Raw genomic sequence first — 17,559 nt, forward strand, 5'->3', positions numbered from 1 at the left:
GTGCGGGGCCGCCGTCGTTATGCTGCCGCGGTGCCGCCGCAGTGGGCGGTGGGTAGTGGACAGTGGCCACTGGACAGCGGCGGGCGCGGGGTCGGTGCAGCTCAGCCTGCCTGCCAGATGTCGGGACCAAACACCTCGTAGTGGATCGAGGTGGCGGGGATGCCGGCGTCGATGGCCTCGCTGCGGATGCTGCGCATAAAAGGCAGGGGGCCGCAGAGGTAGAGGGCGGCGCCGGCTGGCAGGTCCACTTCCCGCAGGGACATAAAGCCCTGGTTGGATCCGGCTGCGGGCTCCTCCAGCCACAGCTGCAGTTCCGCGCCGTCCAGCCGCGCGACGTCATGCGTCATCTGACTGCGCAGCGCCCAGCTGTCCATTGTGCTTTCTGCGTGCAGCACCAGGACCTGCCGCTCCGAACCGGCCGCCGCGAGCGAGCGCAGGATGGAGGCTGTGGGGGTGCAGCCGATACCGGCCGAGGCCAGGATTACGGGGCCGGTACCGTCTTTGAGCGTGATTCCGCCGTAGGGATTGGAGATCTCCAGGATGTCGCCAACCTGGACGTCCCGGTGCAGGACGGGGGAGACCTCGCCACTGTCGTCGAGTTTGGCGGTGAAGCTGCGGCCGGTGCCGGCGTCCCCCGACAAGGAGTACTGGCGGACCTGGCGGATCCCGTCCGGCAGCGCGACCTTGACGCTGATGTATTGGCCGGGCAGCGCTGCAGTGACGGGGGTGTCGTCGGCAGGTTCCAGTGTGAAGGTCAGGGCGCCGCTGCCGGCGGGGGTTTTGGCGGTGACGGTCCAGGGCATCCACATGCGGCTGTTGGCCTGGCTGGCGTACAGTCCCTTTTCGAGTTTGATCAGGGCGTCCGCCATCAGCCAGTAGACCTCGGTCCAGGCTGCGGCGATGTTGGGGGTGATGACTGCGGCGAGGTCCTCGGCGATGGCGGCGAACAGGTGCTGGTACACCACCTGGTACTGCGGTTCGCTGATGCCAAGCGACGCGTGGCGGTGGGCGATGCGCGCCAGGACAGCCTCGGGCAGCGTTCCTGGATTGTCCACCAAATGGGTTGCAAATGCGGCGATGCTGCCGGCCAGGGCCTGCTGCTGGGTGCCGGAGCGCTGATTGGAACTGCTGAACAGGCCGTCCAGCAGTTCCGGGTGGGCGGTGAACAGCCGGTCGTAGAAGTTGGTGGTGATGGCACCGATCCGTGAGCCAACCAGCGGGAGGGTGGCTTCGATGACGGGGCGTGATTTGTCCGACAGCATGGGAACTCCTGAAGTAGGGACCGGGGCCTTCGTTCGGCCGAAATACTTGCATATTTAATGCAAGTATTTATGCCCCATTTCTACACTGCGTAGAAATTTGGGTCAAATCCCTCGTGGGCGGGCAGCTGGGTGCGGGCAAAACCGGTCGGGTCAGAGCCCGGGGCGCAGGCCAATCAGTTGGAAGACCGGCGCCATCTGGCCGCTTCCGGGCAGTTCCGCCACCACGACGGTGTCGAGCTCCCGGTAGAAGGCCTCGCGGGCCCTGGCCAGCGCGGCCCGCAGCTTGCAGTCGTTGATCAGCGGGCACGGTCCGCCGGGGGCCACGCAGTCCGCAGGATCGGTCCGCGTATCAAGCTCCCGGAGGACCCGGCCAACAGTGACCCGGCGGCCGGCAGGGTTCAGCCGGGAACCGCCGGAGCGGCCACGCTCCACATCGATCAGGCCAAGGGCCCGCAGCCTGGCCATTGCCTTGCTCACGTGGTTATACGGCGTCCCCACCGCATCGGCGATGTTTTGGGTGGTGAGCAGGGTCCCGTCCGGGACTGCGGCGAGCACCAGCAGTGCCCGCAGGCTGACATCCGCGAACGCGTTGATCTTCACGGCAGCTCTGGTCTAGTCCACCCAGATAACGGGCTCGTTGGTGTCTGCCGCGAGTTCCCCGAACTCCCACGTGTGGGCGGCCTGGTTGGCCGCGTACGGCAGCACGGCGGCGAACACTGCGCCGTCCCGGTGCTCGGTGGCCACGGAGATGGCGTCCGAGTCCTCCTCGAGCAGCATGATGTCGCAGACCACTGCCGCCGCCCGGAAATCGTCCCGGTTCTGGCGCAGCAGGGCGTGCAGGTCGCTGATCATGGCGTCGGCGTCGAAATCCGCGTCCTCCCCTGCCGGGGAATCAGCGGGGGAGACCGCCACCAGGCGCACCTCGCCGTCGTTCTGCACGGTCAGGGCGAAGGGCAGGAAACCGCCGTTGCGCTCCAGCTGTTCCTGGGCTGCACTGACGCCGGTCCCCAGGAGGTTTTCCAGGTCCGTGGCCGTGGCCTCGGGCACCGAATCGCGCCATGGGAGGTCGCCGTTCGTGGTCTGGTCCGCGGCGGCAACGCCGTTCTCTTCCGCCAAGGGTCAGGCCCGCACGATCGACAGGACCCGGTCGCGGACGCGTTCCATGGTGGCGCGGTCCGTGGCCTCTGCGTTGAGCCGCAGGAAAGGTTCGGTGTTGGAGGGGCGGAGGTTGAACCAGTAGCTGCCGTCGTTGGCCGTGAACGTGCTGCCGTCCATGGTGTCGATGGTGATGTCCTCGGCGGCGAAGTCCTGCCGGACGCGGTCCACAGCGCCGGCCTTGTCCTCGATTTCGGAGTTGATCTCGCCTGAGCTGACGTACGGTTCATATTCGCGGCCCAGGTCGGAGAGCGCGCCGTCCTGCTCGCCGAGCGCGGCGAGGACGTGCATGGCGGCCAGCATGCCGGTGTCCGCGTTCCAGAAGTCCCGGAAGTAGAAGTGGGCCGAGTGCTCGCCGCCGAACACCGCGCCTTCCTCAGCCATAACGGCCTTGATGAAGGAATGGCCGACACGCGTGCGGACGGCGCGGCCGCCGTCGTGCGCCACCAGTTCCGGAACCGCGCGGGAGGTGAGGAGGTTGTGGATGATCGTGGGGGTGCTTTCGCCCTGGGCTTTCGCGCGGGCAATCTCGCGGCGCGCCACCATACCGGTGATGGCCGACGGCGACACCGGCTCGCCTTTTTCGTCAATCACAAAGCACCGGTCGGCGTCGCCGTCGAAGGCGAGGCCGATATCGGCACCGTGCGCCACCACCGCTGCCTGCAGGTCGCGGAGGTTTTCCGGCTCCAGCGGGTTGGCCGGGTGGTTGGGGAAGGACCCGTCCAGCTCGAAGTAGAGCGGAACGATGTCGAAGGGAAGCTTGGGCAGCAACGTGTCGCCGAGGACGGCGGGGGTGGTCAGGCCGGCCATGCCGTTGCCTGCGTCCACCACGATCTTGAGCGGGCGGGAACCGGCGAGGTCCACCAACGTGCGCAGGTACTCGGCGTAATCCTTGAGGACGTCACGGACGCCGATCAGGCCACGGGTTTCCGCTGCGGGGATGCTGCCGGTGTTGAGGTACTGCTCGGCGAGGGCCTGGATGTCCTTGAGCCCGGTTTCGGAGGAAATGGGCACGGCCCCGGCCTTGGACATCTTGATGCCGTTGTAGCCGGCGGGGTTGTGGCTGGCGGTGAACGTGGCGCCCGCCCGGTTGAGGAACCCGCAGGCAAAGTACAGCTCATCGGTGGAGATCAGGTCCAGCAGCTCAACGTTGGCGCCGCGGGTGGCTGCGCCGTCGGCGAAGGCCTTACTGAACTCGGGGGATGAGGGCCGCATGTCCCCGCCCACCAGAATGGTCTGGCCCTCAAGTTCCAGAATGTCCACAAAGGCGGCCCCCACGGCTTCGACAATTTCGGCGGTGATGGACTCGCCCACAATGCCACGGACGTCGTAGGCCTTGAAGGATGCTGAAAGATCAAAAGTCTTTGTCTGTTCGCTAGTCACGGGCTTTATCTTACGTGGGCCGGTGAAGCGGCTGTTCAGGCGCGGGCGCGGCGGCATTTTGTGACGCCGCCGGGGCACGGCCCCCGGCCCGGTTGTCCACAAACGGGACTCCGGTTGGGCGGGGTGTCGGTGCCGGCTGGGATACTGAATCAATGGTCGATAACCAGAACGCCACCGCAATGTCCCCTTCCACAGAAACCGGAACCGCCCCCACCGGCACCCTGGTGGCCGGTGATGCCCCGGCTCCCGGCGGCACCCGCGGGCAGGCGCTGGAAGTCCTGCGTGGCCTGGTGGGCCACCCTGACGCCGCGTTCCACGACGGCCAGTTTGAAGCCATCGAGGCACTGGTCGACGGCGGCCGGCGGGCCCTGGTGGTCCAGCGCACCGGCTGGGGCAAATCGGCGGTCTACTTTGTGGCGTCCCTGCTGCTGCGCCGGCGCGGTGCGGGGCCAACCCTGATCGTTTCGCCGCTGCTGGCCCTGATGCGGGACCAGGTGGCCGCCGCGGCGCGGGCCGGAGTCCGGGCGGTGGCCATCAACTCCGCAAACCAGCTGGAATGGGATGCGGTGCGCCAACAGCTGGCAAATGATGAGGTGGACGTCCTGCTGGTGTCCCCGGAACGGCTTACCAACCCGGCGTTCCGCGAAACCCAGCTGCCGGAGCTGATCCGGCGGACCGGGCTCCTGGTCATTGACGAGGCCCACTGCATTTCCGACTGGGGCCACGATTTCCGGCCGGACTACCGCCGCATTGCGGACCTGATCACGCAGTTGCCGGACACCGTCCCCGTGCTGGCCACCACGGCCACCGCCAACTCACGTGTGGTCCATGACATCGAGGAGCAGCTCGGCGCAGGTGTCCTGACCATCCGCGGCGCCCTGGGCCGTGACTCGCTGCGGCTGGGCGTCCTCCGGCTGCCGGACTCCCGGCAGCGTCTGGGCTGGCTGCTCACGCACCTGGCGGAGCTCCCCGGCAGCGGCATCATCTATACCCTCACGGTGTCCGCGGCGGAGGACACCGCCCGGCTGCTGGCGGAGGCAGGCCACGAGGTCCTTGCCTACACCGGCCGCACCGATCCGGCGGACCGCGAACGTGCCGAGCAGCTCCTGAAGGACAACCAGGTCAAGGCCCTCGTGGCCACGTCCGCGCTGGGCATGGGCTTCGACAAGCCGGACCTCGGCTTTGTGGTGCACCTCGGGGCGCCGTCCTCTCCGGTTGCCTACTACCAGCAGGTGGGCCGCGCCGGCCGTGGCGCCGCCAACGCGGACGTCCTGCTGCTCCCTGGCTCGGAGGACCGTGACATCTGGCAGTACTTCGCCACCGCCTCCATGCCGTCAGAGGAAAAGGCTGCGGCAGTGCTCACCGCCCTGGCCGAAGCCGGATCCGCCTTGTCCACGGTGGCGCTCGAAGCGCGTGTGGACCTTCGCCGGACCCCGCTGGAGCTGCTCCTGAAGGTACTGTCCGTGGACGGCGCAGTGGAGCGCGTTGGCGGCGGCTGGCGCTCCACCGGCCAGCCCTGGATCTACGATGCCGAGCGGTACGAGCGCATTGCCGAAGCCCGGGTGGACGAGCAGGACTCCATGGTGATCTACCAGGACACCACCGGGTGCCGGATGGAGTACATAACCTCCGTCCTGGACGACGAAACGGCCCACCCCTGCGGCCGCTGCGACAACTGCGCCGGGCAATGGTTCCAGGCCGATGTGGCTGCCGATGCCACGGCAGCCGCGGGCCAGACCCTCAGCCGGGCGGGCGGCCCGCTGGAAGCCAGGCTGCAGTGGCCCAGCGGCATGGACCGGCTGGGCGTCCCGGTGAAGGGGAAGCTTAAAGCGGGGGAGGGCCTGTCGGAAGGACGGGTCCTGGCGCGGCTGACGGACCTGGGGTGGGGCGGGGCCCTGCGGGGGATCTTCGCTTCAGGGGCCCAGGACCAGCCCGTGGAGCCGGGCATGCTGCAGGCCTGCGTGCAGGTCCTGCGCGAATGGGGCACCGGGGACGGCCGCAGCGCCGGCTGGAGCGGCGCCGGGAGGCCGGCCGCCATCATCAGCATCCCGTCGCGGAGCAAGCCCCAGCTGGTGGGCTCGCTGGCACGGGGCATCTCCGAGATTGGCCGCATCCCCTACCTGGGGGAGCTGCAGCTGGCCCACGGCGGACCCACCGGCGCCCGCGGCGGCAACAGCGCCTACCGCCTGGCCGGCGTCTGGGACAGGCTGGTGGTGGGCCCCGAACTGGAAGAAGCCCTGACCGGGGTGCAGGGCCAGAGCGTGATGCTCATCGACGACCTCGTGGACAGCCGCTGGACGGTGACCGTGGCCGGCCGTGCCCTCCTGCAGGCCGGGGCGGGAGCCGTGCTGCCGCTGGTGCTGGCGCAGGCCGGCTGACGGGCAGGGCGCGCGGGGAGGTCCGGGTTCAGGCAGGTCCGGCTGCGTTTGCTGCGTTGCCGGGCCGGCTGACTTCCGCGCCGGCGTGCCGCGATAAAAAGAGGCTGTCCACGGTGCTGGCCAGCATCAGGACAGCCATGGCCAGGAACGCGCCGCGGAACGGGGCCGCCTGGTCCTGCCCAAAAACGGCCACCCCGTCGAAAAGCCGGATCAACAGGGCCGCCACGGCGATGCCGGCCCCGGCGGCGAGCTGCACCAGGGTGGCCGACACCGTGTTTGCCGAGGTCAGCATGGCGGGGACGATGTCCGCGTACTGCACCGACGCGTAAGCGGAGAACCCGATGGACCGGAAAACGCCGCTAAGGACCAACAGGGCGAAGATCAGGGCGCCGGGTGTATCCGGGGTCAGCGCGGCGCACAAGGCGAAGGTCACCGCTGATGACAGGGAAGCAAACACCAGCATCGCCTTGAACCCGAAGCGCCGGATCAGCGGCGTGGTGGCCGGCTTGATGCCAATATTGCCGATGAAGACCGCCGCCACCATGATGCCTGCCTGCAACGGCGACCAGCCGAAGCCCGACTGGAACATCAGCGGCAGCAGGAACGGGACCGAGCTGATGGTCAACCGATAAATGAAACCGCCCGTGGCCATGGCCCGGAACGTGCGGGTCCGGAACACCTCCAGGTTGAACAGCGGGTTCCGGGCGCGGCGCATCCACAGCACCGCTCCCAGCAGGGACACCGCCCCTGCCGCCGCCGACAGGGCAGCCCACGGCGTCTCCGGGTGACCGCTGGCGAGCTCAAGGCCCACCACCAGGGCGCCAACACCCATGGTGGTGAGTGCGAGGCCGGGCCAGTCGAGCCGCCGCCCGGGATCGCCCGCGGAAACGGGAACCAGGCGCAGCGCCGCCACAAACGCGGCCAGGCCCAGGGGCAGATTGATCAGGAAGATCCAGTGCCAGGAAAGATACGTGGTCAGCGCACCGCCCACCAGCGGGGCCAGCACGGGGGCGAGCAATCCGGGCCAGACAAGGAAAGCCGTGGCCCGCAGCAGCTCTGACTTGGGCGTGCCGCGGAGCACCACCAGCGTGCCCACCGGCACCATCATGGCCCCGCCCGCGCCCTGGATGATCCGGCTGATGGTCAGGGCCGTCAGGTCCTGGCTCAGCGAGCAGGCCAGTGAAGCCACCGTAAACACGGCCAGGGCCAGGCAAAACACCCGACGGGCGCCGAAACGTTCCGCCAGCCAGCCGCTGATGGGAATCCCCACGGCCACGGTCAACAGGTACGCCGTCATGGTGATGTTCACGTCCGCGGCGGGGACGTCGAAGTCAGCGGAGATGTTGGGGATGGCGGTGGTGAGGATGGTTCCGTCGAGGAACTCCATAAAAAACGCCGCCGCCACCAGGAGGGCAAGGCGCGGGTTCCAGGCCGGCCCGGTACCCGGTTCCGCGGCGGCCTGCTTGCTTGTTGACATCGTTTTATCCTGCCACCGGGCCCGCCGGCGCCGGTGGTGCTGTCCGTCCTGCGGACCGGCAGGCCGGACAAACGCCCGGCCCTGCCGGCTGCCTGGGTGCTCGGAAGCCCCGGGTACGCAAAAGGCCAGGTACGCACAAGCCCGAGGTTACGCAAAAGGCCCCGGTCAAGGACCGGGGCCGAACGCGGAGACGGGGGGATTTGAACCCCCGGTGGAGTTGTGCCCCACACTTCATTAGCAGTGAAGCCCATTCGGCCGCTCTGGCACGTCTCCAATTGCTATTCCTAGCCCACCAAGAATACGCAGATGTGGCCATGCAGTGCAAAACGGCAGCCGCCCTGTCCGCAGCAGGCTTCCCGGGCGCGCGGTTTCAGCCGGAAATCCCGCCCTGCCCGGGCCGGACCATCCTCATTTCGGCAAGGTTTTCCCACTCCGGAACCAGGTCCGCCGCACCATCGGCCCTAAAGCCGAAGTGCCGGTAGAAACCGATGGCCCGGGCGTTTTCCGAGGCCACCCAAAGGCTAGCGGCATCGGTGCCAAGCGCTGCCCGCAGCAGTCGGCCACCAAGACCCAGGCCCTGGTGCGAGGCCAGCAGGTACAGCCCCCACAGTTCACGGTCCGCCGCTGGCGGTTCCACGCCTGCGGTGCTAGGCACGGGCCGGACGCCGGCGAACCCCACTGCCGTGCCGCCGTCGTACGCTGCCCATAGGCTTCCTGCCGGCGGATCCGCCAGCAGCTGCGTCCACAACGGCAGCCGGCCTGCCGGTTCCAGTGCCGCCAGGAACCCGTCCGACAGGATGCCGTGGTAGGCCTCCTGCCAGCAGCGGACGTGCACCTCGGCAAGCCGCCCGGCGTCCGCCGCCGTGGGCGGCCTTATGGACAGCACGGGGCTCACCCGGCCCCGCCGGCAAGGGCCTTCCACAGGAAGTGCTGGCTTCGGGCCTGCAGCGCTGCTGCCTGCCGGTTGTCGGAGGCGCCGGCGTGGCCGCCCTCGAGCGCTTCGTGGAACCACACGTTGGGGATGCCCATGGCCAGCATCCGGGCAGCCATCTTTCGGGCCTGCACGGGACCCACCCTGTCATCCGAGGTGGCGGTCCAGATGAACGTTTCGGGGTATTCCACGCCGTCCTTGAGCAGGTGGTAGGGCGAGAAGGTCCGGATGTACTCCCACTGGTCCGCTACGTCCGGATCGCCGTATTCGGCGATCCACGAGTGCCCGGCGGACAGTTTGGTGTACCGGCGCATGTCCAGCAGCGGCACCCCGCAGGAGACCGCGCCGAAAAGTTCGGGGTACGAGGTGAGCATGTTGCCCACCAGCAGGCCGCCGTTGGACCCGCCCACACACCCCAGCCGCTCCCTTGAGGTCACGCCGCGGGAGATCAGGTCCCGGGCCACGGCCGCGAAGTCCTGGTACGCCTTGTGCCGGTTTTCCTTCAGGGCCGCGCGGTGCCAGGACGGCCCGTATTCGCCGCCGCCGCGGATGTTGGCCACCACGTAGACGCCGCCGCGCGAGTGCGTCCCGCCGCCGTCAACCCCGGCCGCGCCGGTGGTGCGCCGCTCCAGCCAGGCCCGGCCCACGGTACCGCTGTAGGCCGGGGTCCGGGACACCTCGAAGCCGCCGTAGCCGGAAAGCTGCGTGGGGTTCTGGCCGTCCAGGGCCATGCCCCGCGCGGCGATCTGGAAGTAGGGGACCCGGGTGCCGTCCTCGGAGACCGCAAAATGCTGCTGGACCTCGTAGCCGCCGTCGGCAAAGTACGACGGCGACGACTTCACTTCGGCGTGCCGGCTCAGGACCGCGGGGGCGCCGGAGTCCTGGCCGCCGGCGTCCGTGCGCTCCAGTGAGCCCCGGAACAGGGTGCTGGGTGTGGTGAAGCCCGTGGCGATGAGCCAGAAATCGTCGCCCGCGCCGCCACCGTCCGTGGTGTCCTCATCGTCCACCGCGTAGGCGTTCACGTCGTGCAGCGGCGGGCAGGCATCCAGGATCGTGGAGGTCCAGGCGGCGTCCGCGCTGCCCGATGGTGTGGCGGGGTCCAGGACCCGGATCTCGGCGGAGACGTCCTTGAGCAGGTTCAGCAGCAGGAAGTTCCGGGTCCAGCTCCAGGACTGCAATGACGTGGCGGCGTCAGGGGCGAACAGCACCGAGATGTTCCGGCCGCCTGCGAGGTAGTCCTCGAACTTCGTGGCCAGCAGCGAGCCGGCAGGATACGTGGTGCCGGCCAGGGTCCAGTCCTGCTGGGGACGGAACAGCAGCCACTCCCGGTGCACGCTCAGGTTGACGTCCGTGGGCACGTCGACCGCCACCCAGCCGCCGTCCCGCAGCACCAGGTTGGTCTGGTTGTAGAAATCGATGTAGTCAATGGCGAAGGTCCGCTCGAAGCCGGGGGTGGAGTCGTGGGCCACCACCGCCACCATGTGGTCCGCCGGCACTTCGAAGAGCAGCGGCGCGTCAGCCAGGGCCGTACCGCGTTTGAGGGTGACGGCCGTCCGGGCGTACGAGGAGGCGGTCACGGGCAGACCTTCGGCCGTGGAGGCCACCAGCAGGGTGTCGGCGTCGAGCCAAGACACGTTGCCCTTGGCTGTGGGGAGGTCGAAGCCGCCGTCGGCCGGGTCCACAAACCCGCGGGACTGGACATCGTATTCGCGGTACCGGTTGGCGTCCCCGCCGTCGGGGGAGAGGGCCAGCAGCGCCAGGCGGTGCGGTTCCCCGGGTGCGGGCCGCAGGAACGTGGCACCGTGGAAGACCCACTCCACGCCTTCCCTGGCGGCCAGGGCGTCCACGTCCAGGAGGACGTCCCACTCGGGCGTATCCGTGCAGTAGCTCTCCCACGTGGTCCGGCGCCACAGGCCCTTGGGGTTGTCCTGGTCCTTCCAGAAGTTGTAGTACCAGTCCCCGCGCTTGCCCACCATGGCGATCCGGTCCGTGGCGTCCAGCACCTCCAGGATGCTGCTTTCCAGGGCTGCGTACTCCGCGTCCTCCAGGAGGTCCTCCGTCCGGGAATTCTGCTCCCGGACCCAGGCCAGCTGTTCTTCGCCGTAGATCTCCTCCAGCCAGACGTTTTCGTCGGTAGGCTCCGGCGCCGCACCCGTGGCGGACGATGAATCAGCTGCTGTGGTGGTCATGCGCCCCATCCAAACAACATCTTCCGCCTGCGGGCAAGTCAAGCGTTCAGCCCTTAGCGGATACGCTGGATGCCGTGGAAACAACGCAGAGCATCCGGACCGTCATCATCGGTGCCGGTCCCCGCGGCACCAGTGTGCTGGAGCGCCTGCTCGCCCACACCGCAGCCCGTCCCGCCGCAACGGCCGGTCCGCGGCTCCACATCGACGTGGTTGACCCCTACCCGGCCGGGCCCGGCCATGTCTGGCAGCCGCACCAGTCCCGGCTGTTCCTGATGAACACCCAGTCGTTTTATCCGACGCTGATTCCCGAGGACCCCGAACTCCCGGCTCCGGTGGCCGGCACCACCTTCGACCAGTGGCGGATCCGTCAGCAGGAGCACCCGGCGTCCTCCCTTTCAGCAGCTGAACGGGCCGAACTGGCGGGTCTTGGTTCCACCGGCTTCCCCAGCCGCGCCCTCTACGGCCGGTACCTGCGCAGCACCCTCGAGCAGCTGGTGGACCACGCGCCGCAGGATGTCACCCTTGAGTTCCACGAAACCAGCGCCTTGTCGGTCCACCGCCGCGACGACGGGATGTTCGACGTCGGCCTGGCCGCCGGGGCCGTGCTGACGGCAGGGTCCGTGGTGCTGGCGCTGGGGCACATCCCGTCACGCCTGAACCCGGAGCAGCGGGACCTGCAGGCCGCTGCGCAGCAGCTTGGCTTGCGCTACCTGCCGCCCGCGGTCCCCGCCGACGTCGACTGGGACAGTGTCCCCGCCGGCGAACCCGTCCTGGTCCGCGGGATGGGCCTGAACTTCTTCGACACCATCGGCCAGCTCACCGAGGGCCGCGGCGGCACGTTCCTCAGCAACGGCGGCCGGCTGGAGTATCAGCCTTCCGGCCAGGAACCCCTCATCATTGCCGCGTCCCGCCGCGGAACCCCGTACCGGGCCAAGGCGGCGCTGGAAGGCTACTACCCGGCGTCGGTATCCCTCCGCTACTTCACCGAAGAGGCCCTGGGCCGGCTCCGGAAGGCAGGGATCAGGCCCGGTTTCGACTTCGACCTGTGGCCGCTCCTGCACCGGGACACGCTGTGGGCCTACTACGCCACGCTGGTGCGCTCGCAGCCCGGCGCGGTCCCGGACGCTGACGCTTTCCTGGCTGCCCTGGATGAGGCGCTGCACCCGCACGCCCACACGGCCGCGAACTGGGAAGACACCGTGGAGAGTGTGCTGGCCGTGCATGTGGGACCGCGGCACCGCCTGGACCTTCGTGGGCTGGCTGCGCCCCTGGCCGGCCGGACGTTCGCGTCCCGGGCGGAGCAGGACGCCGCAGTGGTGGAATACCTGCTGGATGACGCCCGCCGGTCCGGCCTGGGCGAGGACGATCCCGTCAAGATGGCCATCGGTGCCCTGCACCACGGCCGGGCGCTCCTCAAAACCGCAGTGGCCGACGGCGGCATCACCGACGAATCGTGGGTGGCCGGCCTGCGCGGCTGGTTCGAAAACTTCGTGGAGGGCCTGGCCAGCGGCCCGCCCGCCCTCCGCTCCGAGCAGCTCGCAGCCCTGGCCACCGCCGGGGTGGTCAGCTTTGCCGGACCCGACCCCAAGTTCGGCGTGGACCGCAAGAGCCGGACGTTCACCGTCACCTCGCCCTGGGTGCACGATGCGCCGGTGGCAGCCCGGACCATGGTGGAGGCCCTGGCGCCGGGCAACCGGGTGTCCGCGAATGACTCGCCGCTGCTGGAACAACTCCTGGCGGACGGCCTGGTCCGGCCCCGGCTGATGATGACCGCCGAGGGCGCCCCCATCCAGTCAACAGGCCTGGACGTGGCGCCGCACCCGTACCGGCCGCTTGCCGCGAACGGGTCGGTCACCGAGGGCCTCTACGTGCTGGGCCTGCAGCTCTCATCGGCCCAGTGGGGTACCGCCATCGCGGCTGAAGCGGCCCAGCCCGGCAGCCCCGCTTACCGCAGCGCCCAGCGGACCCTCAGGGACGCCGACGAAATCGCCGCCGCCATCCTGGCCGCCTGACCCCCGGCCCGGTTAACGTCCAACGCCCGCCCACGGATGTGGGCGGGCGTTGGACGTCAGGGGCGGATCAGCCCCGCAGGCAAACCTGGTACTGGAGCCACTGGATGCCATAGCGGATCCAGCCCAGCACGTCGTACCACTTGGTGGGGGCCGTGGGGGCCTTGCAGACCGGTGCCGGCGGAGTGACGGGTGCAACCGTCACGTCCGCAGTCACGGTCGTTCCGGATTCCGCGGCGGTCAGCACCAGGGTGGCAGCGCCCGCCGCAGCTCCGGCGGGAACCGGCAGGCTGACGGCGGCGGTTCCGGCTGCCACGGGAACCGTGCCCAGCCGGGTCACCTTTCCGGCCGCGTCGGTAAACACCGCGGTGAGCGAGGTGTTCACCGGGCTGCCCAGGGAGGTGAGGTCCAGCCTGGTGATGGCCAGCGTCACCGGCTCGCCGGGCTTGACCCCGGCCGCTGTGCTGTTGGCTACGGCCACGGAACGCCGGGCAAAGTCCGGTGCCACGGGACCACTTTTCTGCAGGTACCCGATCCAGGCATCCCGGTCCACCAGGCCGGAGTCCTTGGTGCCGGTGCCCTGCGTGAAGACCCGGAAGTTGTCGCCGCCCGTTGCCAGGAAGCTGAACGTGCCGATCCGGTAGGACTTCGCCGGATCGATCAGGGTGCCGTTCACGCGGATCGAGGTGATCCGGTCACCGGCGGCGCGGGCTGCGTCGTAGGTGTAATTGACGTTTTTGGACAGGCCCAGCTGCTGGTAGGCGCGGCTGGGAACCGAACCGTCGGCGTTGGTCTGCCACTGCTGCTCCAGCAGGGTTTTCACCTGCGCGCCGGTCAGCGACGTGGTCCACAGGTTGTTCACAAACGGCAGTACCGCGTTGGCCTCGGCGTACGTGATGGTGCCGTCCGGGGCGTAGTACAGCTCGTTGCGCAGGCCGCCGGGATTGACGACGCCGATCTCCGCGCCGCCGAGGTCCGCGGACTTCAGCGAATCCAACAGGGAATCGGCCACCAGGTTGCCCAGGGTGGACTCGCTGGCACGGTCATCACGCTTGGCGGGGCCTCCCGCGGGGTCCGGGGTGAACGCGGTGGTGATGTCCTTGGTGACCGAACCGATGGGCTGGTCGCCGATGACGGCTGCGTCCGCGAGGGCCTTCTTGACGATGCCGTCCACCGTTGCGACGCGGGGGTAGGCGGCGATCAGGCCGGCGGCGGGGTCGGTGGTGCGTTTGACGTTCCCGGCCTTGTACGCGGTCACGGCCTTGGTGGCGGTGTCCACGGTCAGCTGGATCTGGCCGATGTTCTCGCCGTAGTTGCCGGTCTGGACGATCGGCCGGGTCTTGCCGTCAACACCGGGGACGGGTGCGTCCCAGGCGTATTCCTTGTGCGTGTGGCCGGTGAAGATGGCGTCCACGTCGGCTGAGGTTTCGGTGACCAGCTTGGCGAACGGTCCGCCGGCTGCCACTTCCTGCTCCAGTGTTGCGCCGTCCGGGGTTCCCGAGCCGGCGCCGTCGTGGTTCTCCACGATGATGACGTCCGCCAGGTTCCCGGCGGTGATGGTGGCAGCCACCCGGTTGATGGCCGCTACGGGGTCGCCGAACTCGAGGCCGGTGATGCCGGCCGGGGTGACCAGCGACGGGACTTCCTGGGTGACGGTGCCGATCACGGCCACCTTGATGCCGTTCATGTCCAGGACCGTGTACTCCGGCAGGACCGGGGTGGTGGTGCCCTTGGCGTAGACGTTGGCGCCCAGGTACGGGAACTTCGCGTTGGTGCCGCCGGCGATGACGCGGTCCCGCAGGTCCGCCCAGCCGCCGTCGAATTCGTGGTTGCCCACCGCGGATGCCTTCAGCTCCAGGGTGTTCAGCACGTCGATGGTGGGCTGGTCCTTGGCAACGGCGGATGCGAACAGCGAGGCGCCGATGTTGTCGCCTGCGGAGAGGAACGCCGTGGCGCCCGGGGCAGCGGCTGCCCGCAGCTTCTCGATGGTGCCGGCGAACTGGACGGTGTTGGTGTCGATCCGGCCGTGGAAATCGTTGATGCCCAGGAAGTTCAGGTCAACGCTGGCTGGAGCGGACTGCAGGTTCAGGCCCACCACCACGGGATCGTGGTCGCTGGCGCGGAACTGGTCCGGGGCGTAGTAGTCGGTGACGTTGTTGTTGTAGCGGCTGTATTCAAGGGCCACCGACTCCACCGAGTTGATGTTCCAGATGTCGGCACCGGACACCACGGCGTCAGCCGCGGGGGAGGCGAGGATGTGGTCCAGGGAACCCACCAGGCCACCGAAGAGGTAGGAATGCTTCGCGGAGCCGTCGGTGTTGCGGGCCTTGTTGTCCTGGTTGACGTAACCGGCGGCGGTGAAGACATTGATGGGGTCTTCGTGGCCGTAGGAGTTGAAGTCGCCGATCAGGAAGACCTTATCGGTGGCCTTGCTGGCCTGCAGGCCCTCGGTGAACGCCAGCAGGGACCGGGCCTGGGCGGTACGTGCGAGGTTCGAAGCGCCCTGGCCCTTGTCGGTGTCGTCCGGGGTGGCTGCGGAGCCCTTGGACTTGAAGTGGTTGGCGATGGCGATGAATTCGGTGCCGGCTGCGCCGCCCACCGGCTTGAAAACCTGTGCCAGCGGTTTGCGGGCGGTGGCGAATGCCGCGGTGTCGTTGTGGATGATGGACTCGCCCACCGTTTCGACTGCCGCTTTTTTGAAGATGAAGGCCGTGCGGATCATGTCTTCATCGGACAGCGGGGGAGCGTTGGCGGGGGTCCGGACGTAGTCCCAGATACCGGGCGTCTCGATGTTCAGCGCCGCCACCAGCTTGGCCAGGGCGTCGTCGCGGTTTTTGCCGAACTGGGCGGAGTTCTCAATTTCCATCAGCGTGACCACGTCCGCGCCGGCCTTGGTGATGGCCGCCACGATCTTGGCCTGCTGGCGTTCGAAGTTTTCCGCGTTGGCGGCACCGCGGGCGTCGCAGCCGCTGCGGACCGTGATGGGATTGCCTGCCCGGTCCGGGTAGAACGTGCAGCCGGCAAGGGTGTCGCCGGTGGTGGGGAAGTAGTTCAGCACGTTGAACGAGGCGATCTTGACGTTGCCGCCTACAGCCTGCGGCGCTTCGGTGCGGGTGGCGCCGAAGGATGCCGGCTGCACCGTGTCCTTGTTCGCTGCGGTGAGGTGCGTCAGCGGCTGGAACTTCCAGGCGTCGTTGGAGTAGCCCAGCACCACGTTCGTGGTGAATGTTGCGGGGGATCCGACGCGGACCGGGTCCGTTGTGGTCAGGTACGGCAGGATCTCTGCCTTGGTGCCCGCGTCCTTGAGGAAGTTGGTGCTGGAGCCGTCGTCGAGCTTGATGCCACGCGCCGTGTTGCCGGCCACGGTGGCGGTGTATTCGGCTGACCCGAAGGGCGCGACGGCGGTGGGCTGGACCAGCGGTCCGGTGCCGCCGGCCAGGCCGATTTCGCCGTACTGGTTCAGGGTGTAGTTGTCAGTCACCGTGAGGGGACCCTGCGGGGCCAGGAGCATGCCTTCGAGAGATTCCCGGAAGGTTTCGCTGGCCGGAAGGGTGAAGGCGGTGGCCTTCACCTCGGGCGCGGCTTCGGCAAGTTTGGTGAAGCCGGCGGCCGCGGTCACGTTGACCTGGGTCATGCCGTAGTACTCGGCAACGGCGCCGGTGACCTCGACGTGGTCACCGATCCGGACGCCGGCCACGGTGGCGGGGGAGTAGATGAAGATGCCGTCCGAGGCCGCGTGGTTGGTGGCATTGAGGTCACCGCCGGTGCCGGGCGTCTGCAGGTAGTAGCCGTTGAGGCCGCCGGTGGGGAAGGCTGCCGTGACCTTTCCGCGGGTGGTGACAGTGGCCCCCACCATGGGGCTGGCCGTTCCAGTGCCCTGGATCTCGGCGATGGTGCGCGTGACCGGATCCGGGGTGGGCTCGGGATCAGGATCCGGCGTGGGATCCGGGTCAGGGGCGGTGCCGCCCGCGTTCGTCGGTGTGATCGCCGCGGCGAGGGTGAAGTCAGCGGCGTTGCTGTTGGTGTCCACCCCGGGAGCGCGGTTCAGGGACCGGACATCGGAGTTACCCGACGGCGCCGTCGCCGGGGCCGTCTCGAAGGTGTTGGAGCCGCCGTAGCCCAGGAGGTCTGCCACGTTGGCGGGCTCGACCGCACTGCCGGTGGGTACCGCGAGGGCACCAGGCTGCCTGGCCAGGATCAGGGTGCCGCCGGCGCCGGCGGGGTTGATGCTGCCGGCCACCAGGTCCGGGGTGGGCAGGGCCGCGCCGTTGGCGCCGTTGCTTCCACCCTGGACCAGGTAGTGGCCCTTGGCGGGAATGCTGCCCGTCAGGGGAGCCACTCCGCTGGGGTTGCCGGTGGAGCCGGCGGCCCGGTACTGGAGCGACCAGCCGCTGAGCGGAACGGCAGTGTCCGATGAGTTGTAGAGTTCAACAAATTTGTTTTTGAACGCTGCCCCGCCGCTGCCCCCGCTCAGGTAGGCCTCATTGATGGTGACGGGGGAAGTGCCCGCGGCCGCTGGTGCGGCGTCCACGGCGGCGGCGGGCAGGGCTGCCAGCGGGGCGGCTATTAGCCCCACTGACAGCGCTGTGCCCAGCGCCAGTTTCCAGGTTGAGTGATGCATTCTGCTCCGGCTTTCGTTGGTTTGCCCCTGTAGGGACGCGACGGAAGGGGTGGGGATTGCCGCCAGGTGTGCTGATCGGGGCAATGCCGAAAAGGCGTGGCCCGGGCCATCACAACACCTCCAAATGAACGCAGTATTGATGGGACGTGCATTC

10 protein-coding genes and 1 tRNA gene are annotated in these 17,559 nt (G+C 68.6%); 2 read left to right on the forward strand and 9 right to left on the reverse strand.

Annotated elements, in window-relative coordinates; all coding sequences use genetic code 11:
* Positions 1–101 precede the first annotated feature (101 nt).
* The 4 genes from ACU18_RS12885 to ACU18_RS12900 all read right to left on the reverse strand — a co-directional run bounded on the left by ACU18_RS12885 (position 102) and on the right by ACU18_RS12900 (position 3,800).
* The gene (locus ACU18_RS12885; RefSeq protein WP_050686111.1) at positions 102–1,262 is read right to left on the reverse strand and encodes a globin domain-containing protein; all 1,161 of its coding nucleotides are present in this window, start codon (positions 1,260–1,262) and stop codon (positions 102–104) included.
* 150 nt (positions 1,263–1,412) lie between these two features.
* Positions 1,413–1,862, reverse strand: coding sequence for an RrF2 family transcriptional regulator (locus ACU18_RS12890; protein ID WP_050686112.1), 450 nt, complete (start codon positions 1,860–1,862; stop codon positions 1,413–1,415).
* A gap of 12 nt (positions 1,863–1,874) precedes the next feature.
* Positions 1,875–2,378 (reverse strand): hypothetical protein, encoded by a 504-nt coding sequence (locus ACU18_RS12895; RefSeq protein ID WP_050686114.1) that lies wholly within the window; start codon positions 2,376–2,378, stop codon positions 1,875–1,877.
* A gap of 3 nt (positions 2,379–2,381) precedes the next feature.
* On the reverse strand, positions 2,382–3,800 hold the full coding sequence (locus ACU18_RS12900; RefSeq protein ID WP_050686117.1) for a phosphomannomutase/phosphoglucomutase: 1,419 nt from the start codon (positions 3,798–3,800) through the stop codon (positions 2,382–2,384).
* Between the two features lie 152 nt (positions 3,801–3,952).
* Here ACU18_RS12900 and ACU18_RS12905 point away from each other — a divergent pair, with 152 nt between their 5' ends.
* On the forward strand, positions 3,953–6,178 hold the full coding sequence (locus tag ACU18_RS12905) for a RecQ family ATP-dependent DNA helicase (RefSeq protein WP_082178319.1): 2,226 nt from the start codon (positions 3,953–3,955) through the stop codon (positions 6,176–6,178).
* Positions 6,179–6,206: 28 nt separating this feature from the next.
* Here ACU18_RS12905 and ACU18_RS12910 read toward each other — a convergent pair whose 3' ends face one another.
* From ACU18_RS12910 to ACU18_RS12925, 4 genes are all read right to left on the reverse strand, one after another.
* On the reverse strand, positions 6,207–7,655 hold the full coding sequence (locus ACU18_RS12910; protein WP_050686118.1) for an MFS transporter: 1,449 nt from the start codon (positions 7,653–7,655) through the stop codon (positions 6,207–6,209).
* 185 nt (positions 7,656–7,840) lie between these two features.
* Positions 7,841–7,928, reverse strand: a tRNA-Ser gene (locus ACU18_RS12915).
* 97 nt (positions 7,929–8,025) lie between these two features.
* Positions 8,026–8,541 carry a GNAT family N-acetyltransferase gene (locus ACU18_RS12920; protein WP_331456841.1) on the reverse strand — a complete coding sequence of 172 codons (516 nt, stop codon included), beginning with the start codon at positions 8,539–8,541 and terminating at the stop codon, positions 8,026–8,028.
* 5 nt (positions 8,542–8,546) lie between these two features.
* On the reverse strand, positions 8,547–10,775 hold the full coding sequence (locus ACU18_RS12925; protein ID WP_050686122.1) for a prolyl oligopeptidase family serine peptidase: 2,229 nt from the start codon (positions 10,773–10,775) through the stop codon (positions 8,547–8,549).
* A gap of 74 nt (positions 10,776–10,849) precedes the next feature.
* Here ACU18_RS12925 and ACU18_RS12930 point away from each other — a divergent pair, with 74 nt between their 5' ends.
* On the forward strand, positions 10,850–12,787 hold the full coding sequence (locus ACU18_RS12930) for an FAD/NAD(P)-binding protein (protein WP_050686123.1): 1,938 nt from the start codon (positions 10,850–10,852) through the stop codon (positions 12,785–12,787).
* Between the two features lie 67 nt (positions 12,788–12,854).
* Here ACU18_RS12930 and ACU18_RS12935 read toward each other — a convergent pair whose 3' ends face one another.
* The gene (locus ACU18_RS12935; protein WP_050686124.1) at positions 12,855–17,405 is read right to left on the reverse strand and encodes an ExeM/NucH family extracellular endonuclease; all 4,551 of its coding nucleotides are present in this window, start codon (positions 17,403–17,405) and stop codon (positions 12,855–12,857) included.
* Between the last annotated feature and the right edge of the window lie 154 nt (positions 17,406–17,559).

Origin of the sequence: Arthrobacter sp. ZBG10, assembly GCF_001238605.1 — a bacterium.
Lineage (GTDB): Bacteria > Actinomycetota > Actinomycetes > Actinomycetales > Micrococcaceae > Arthrobacter.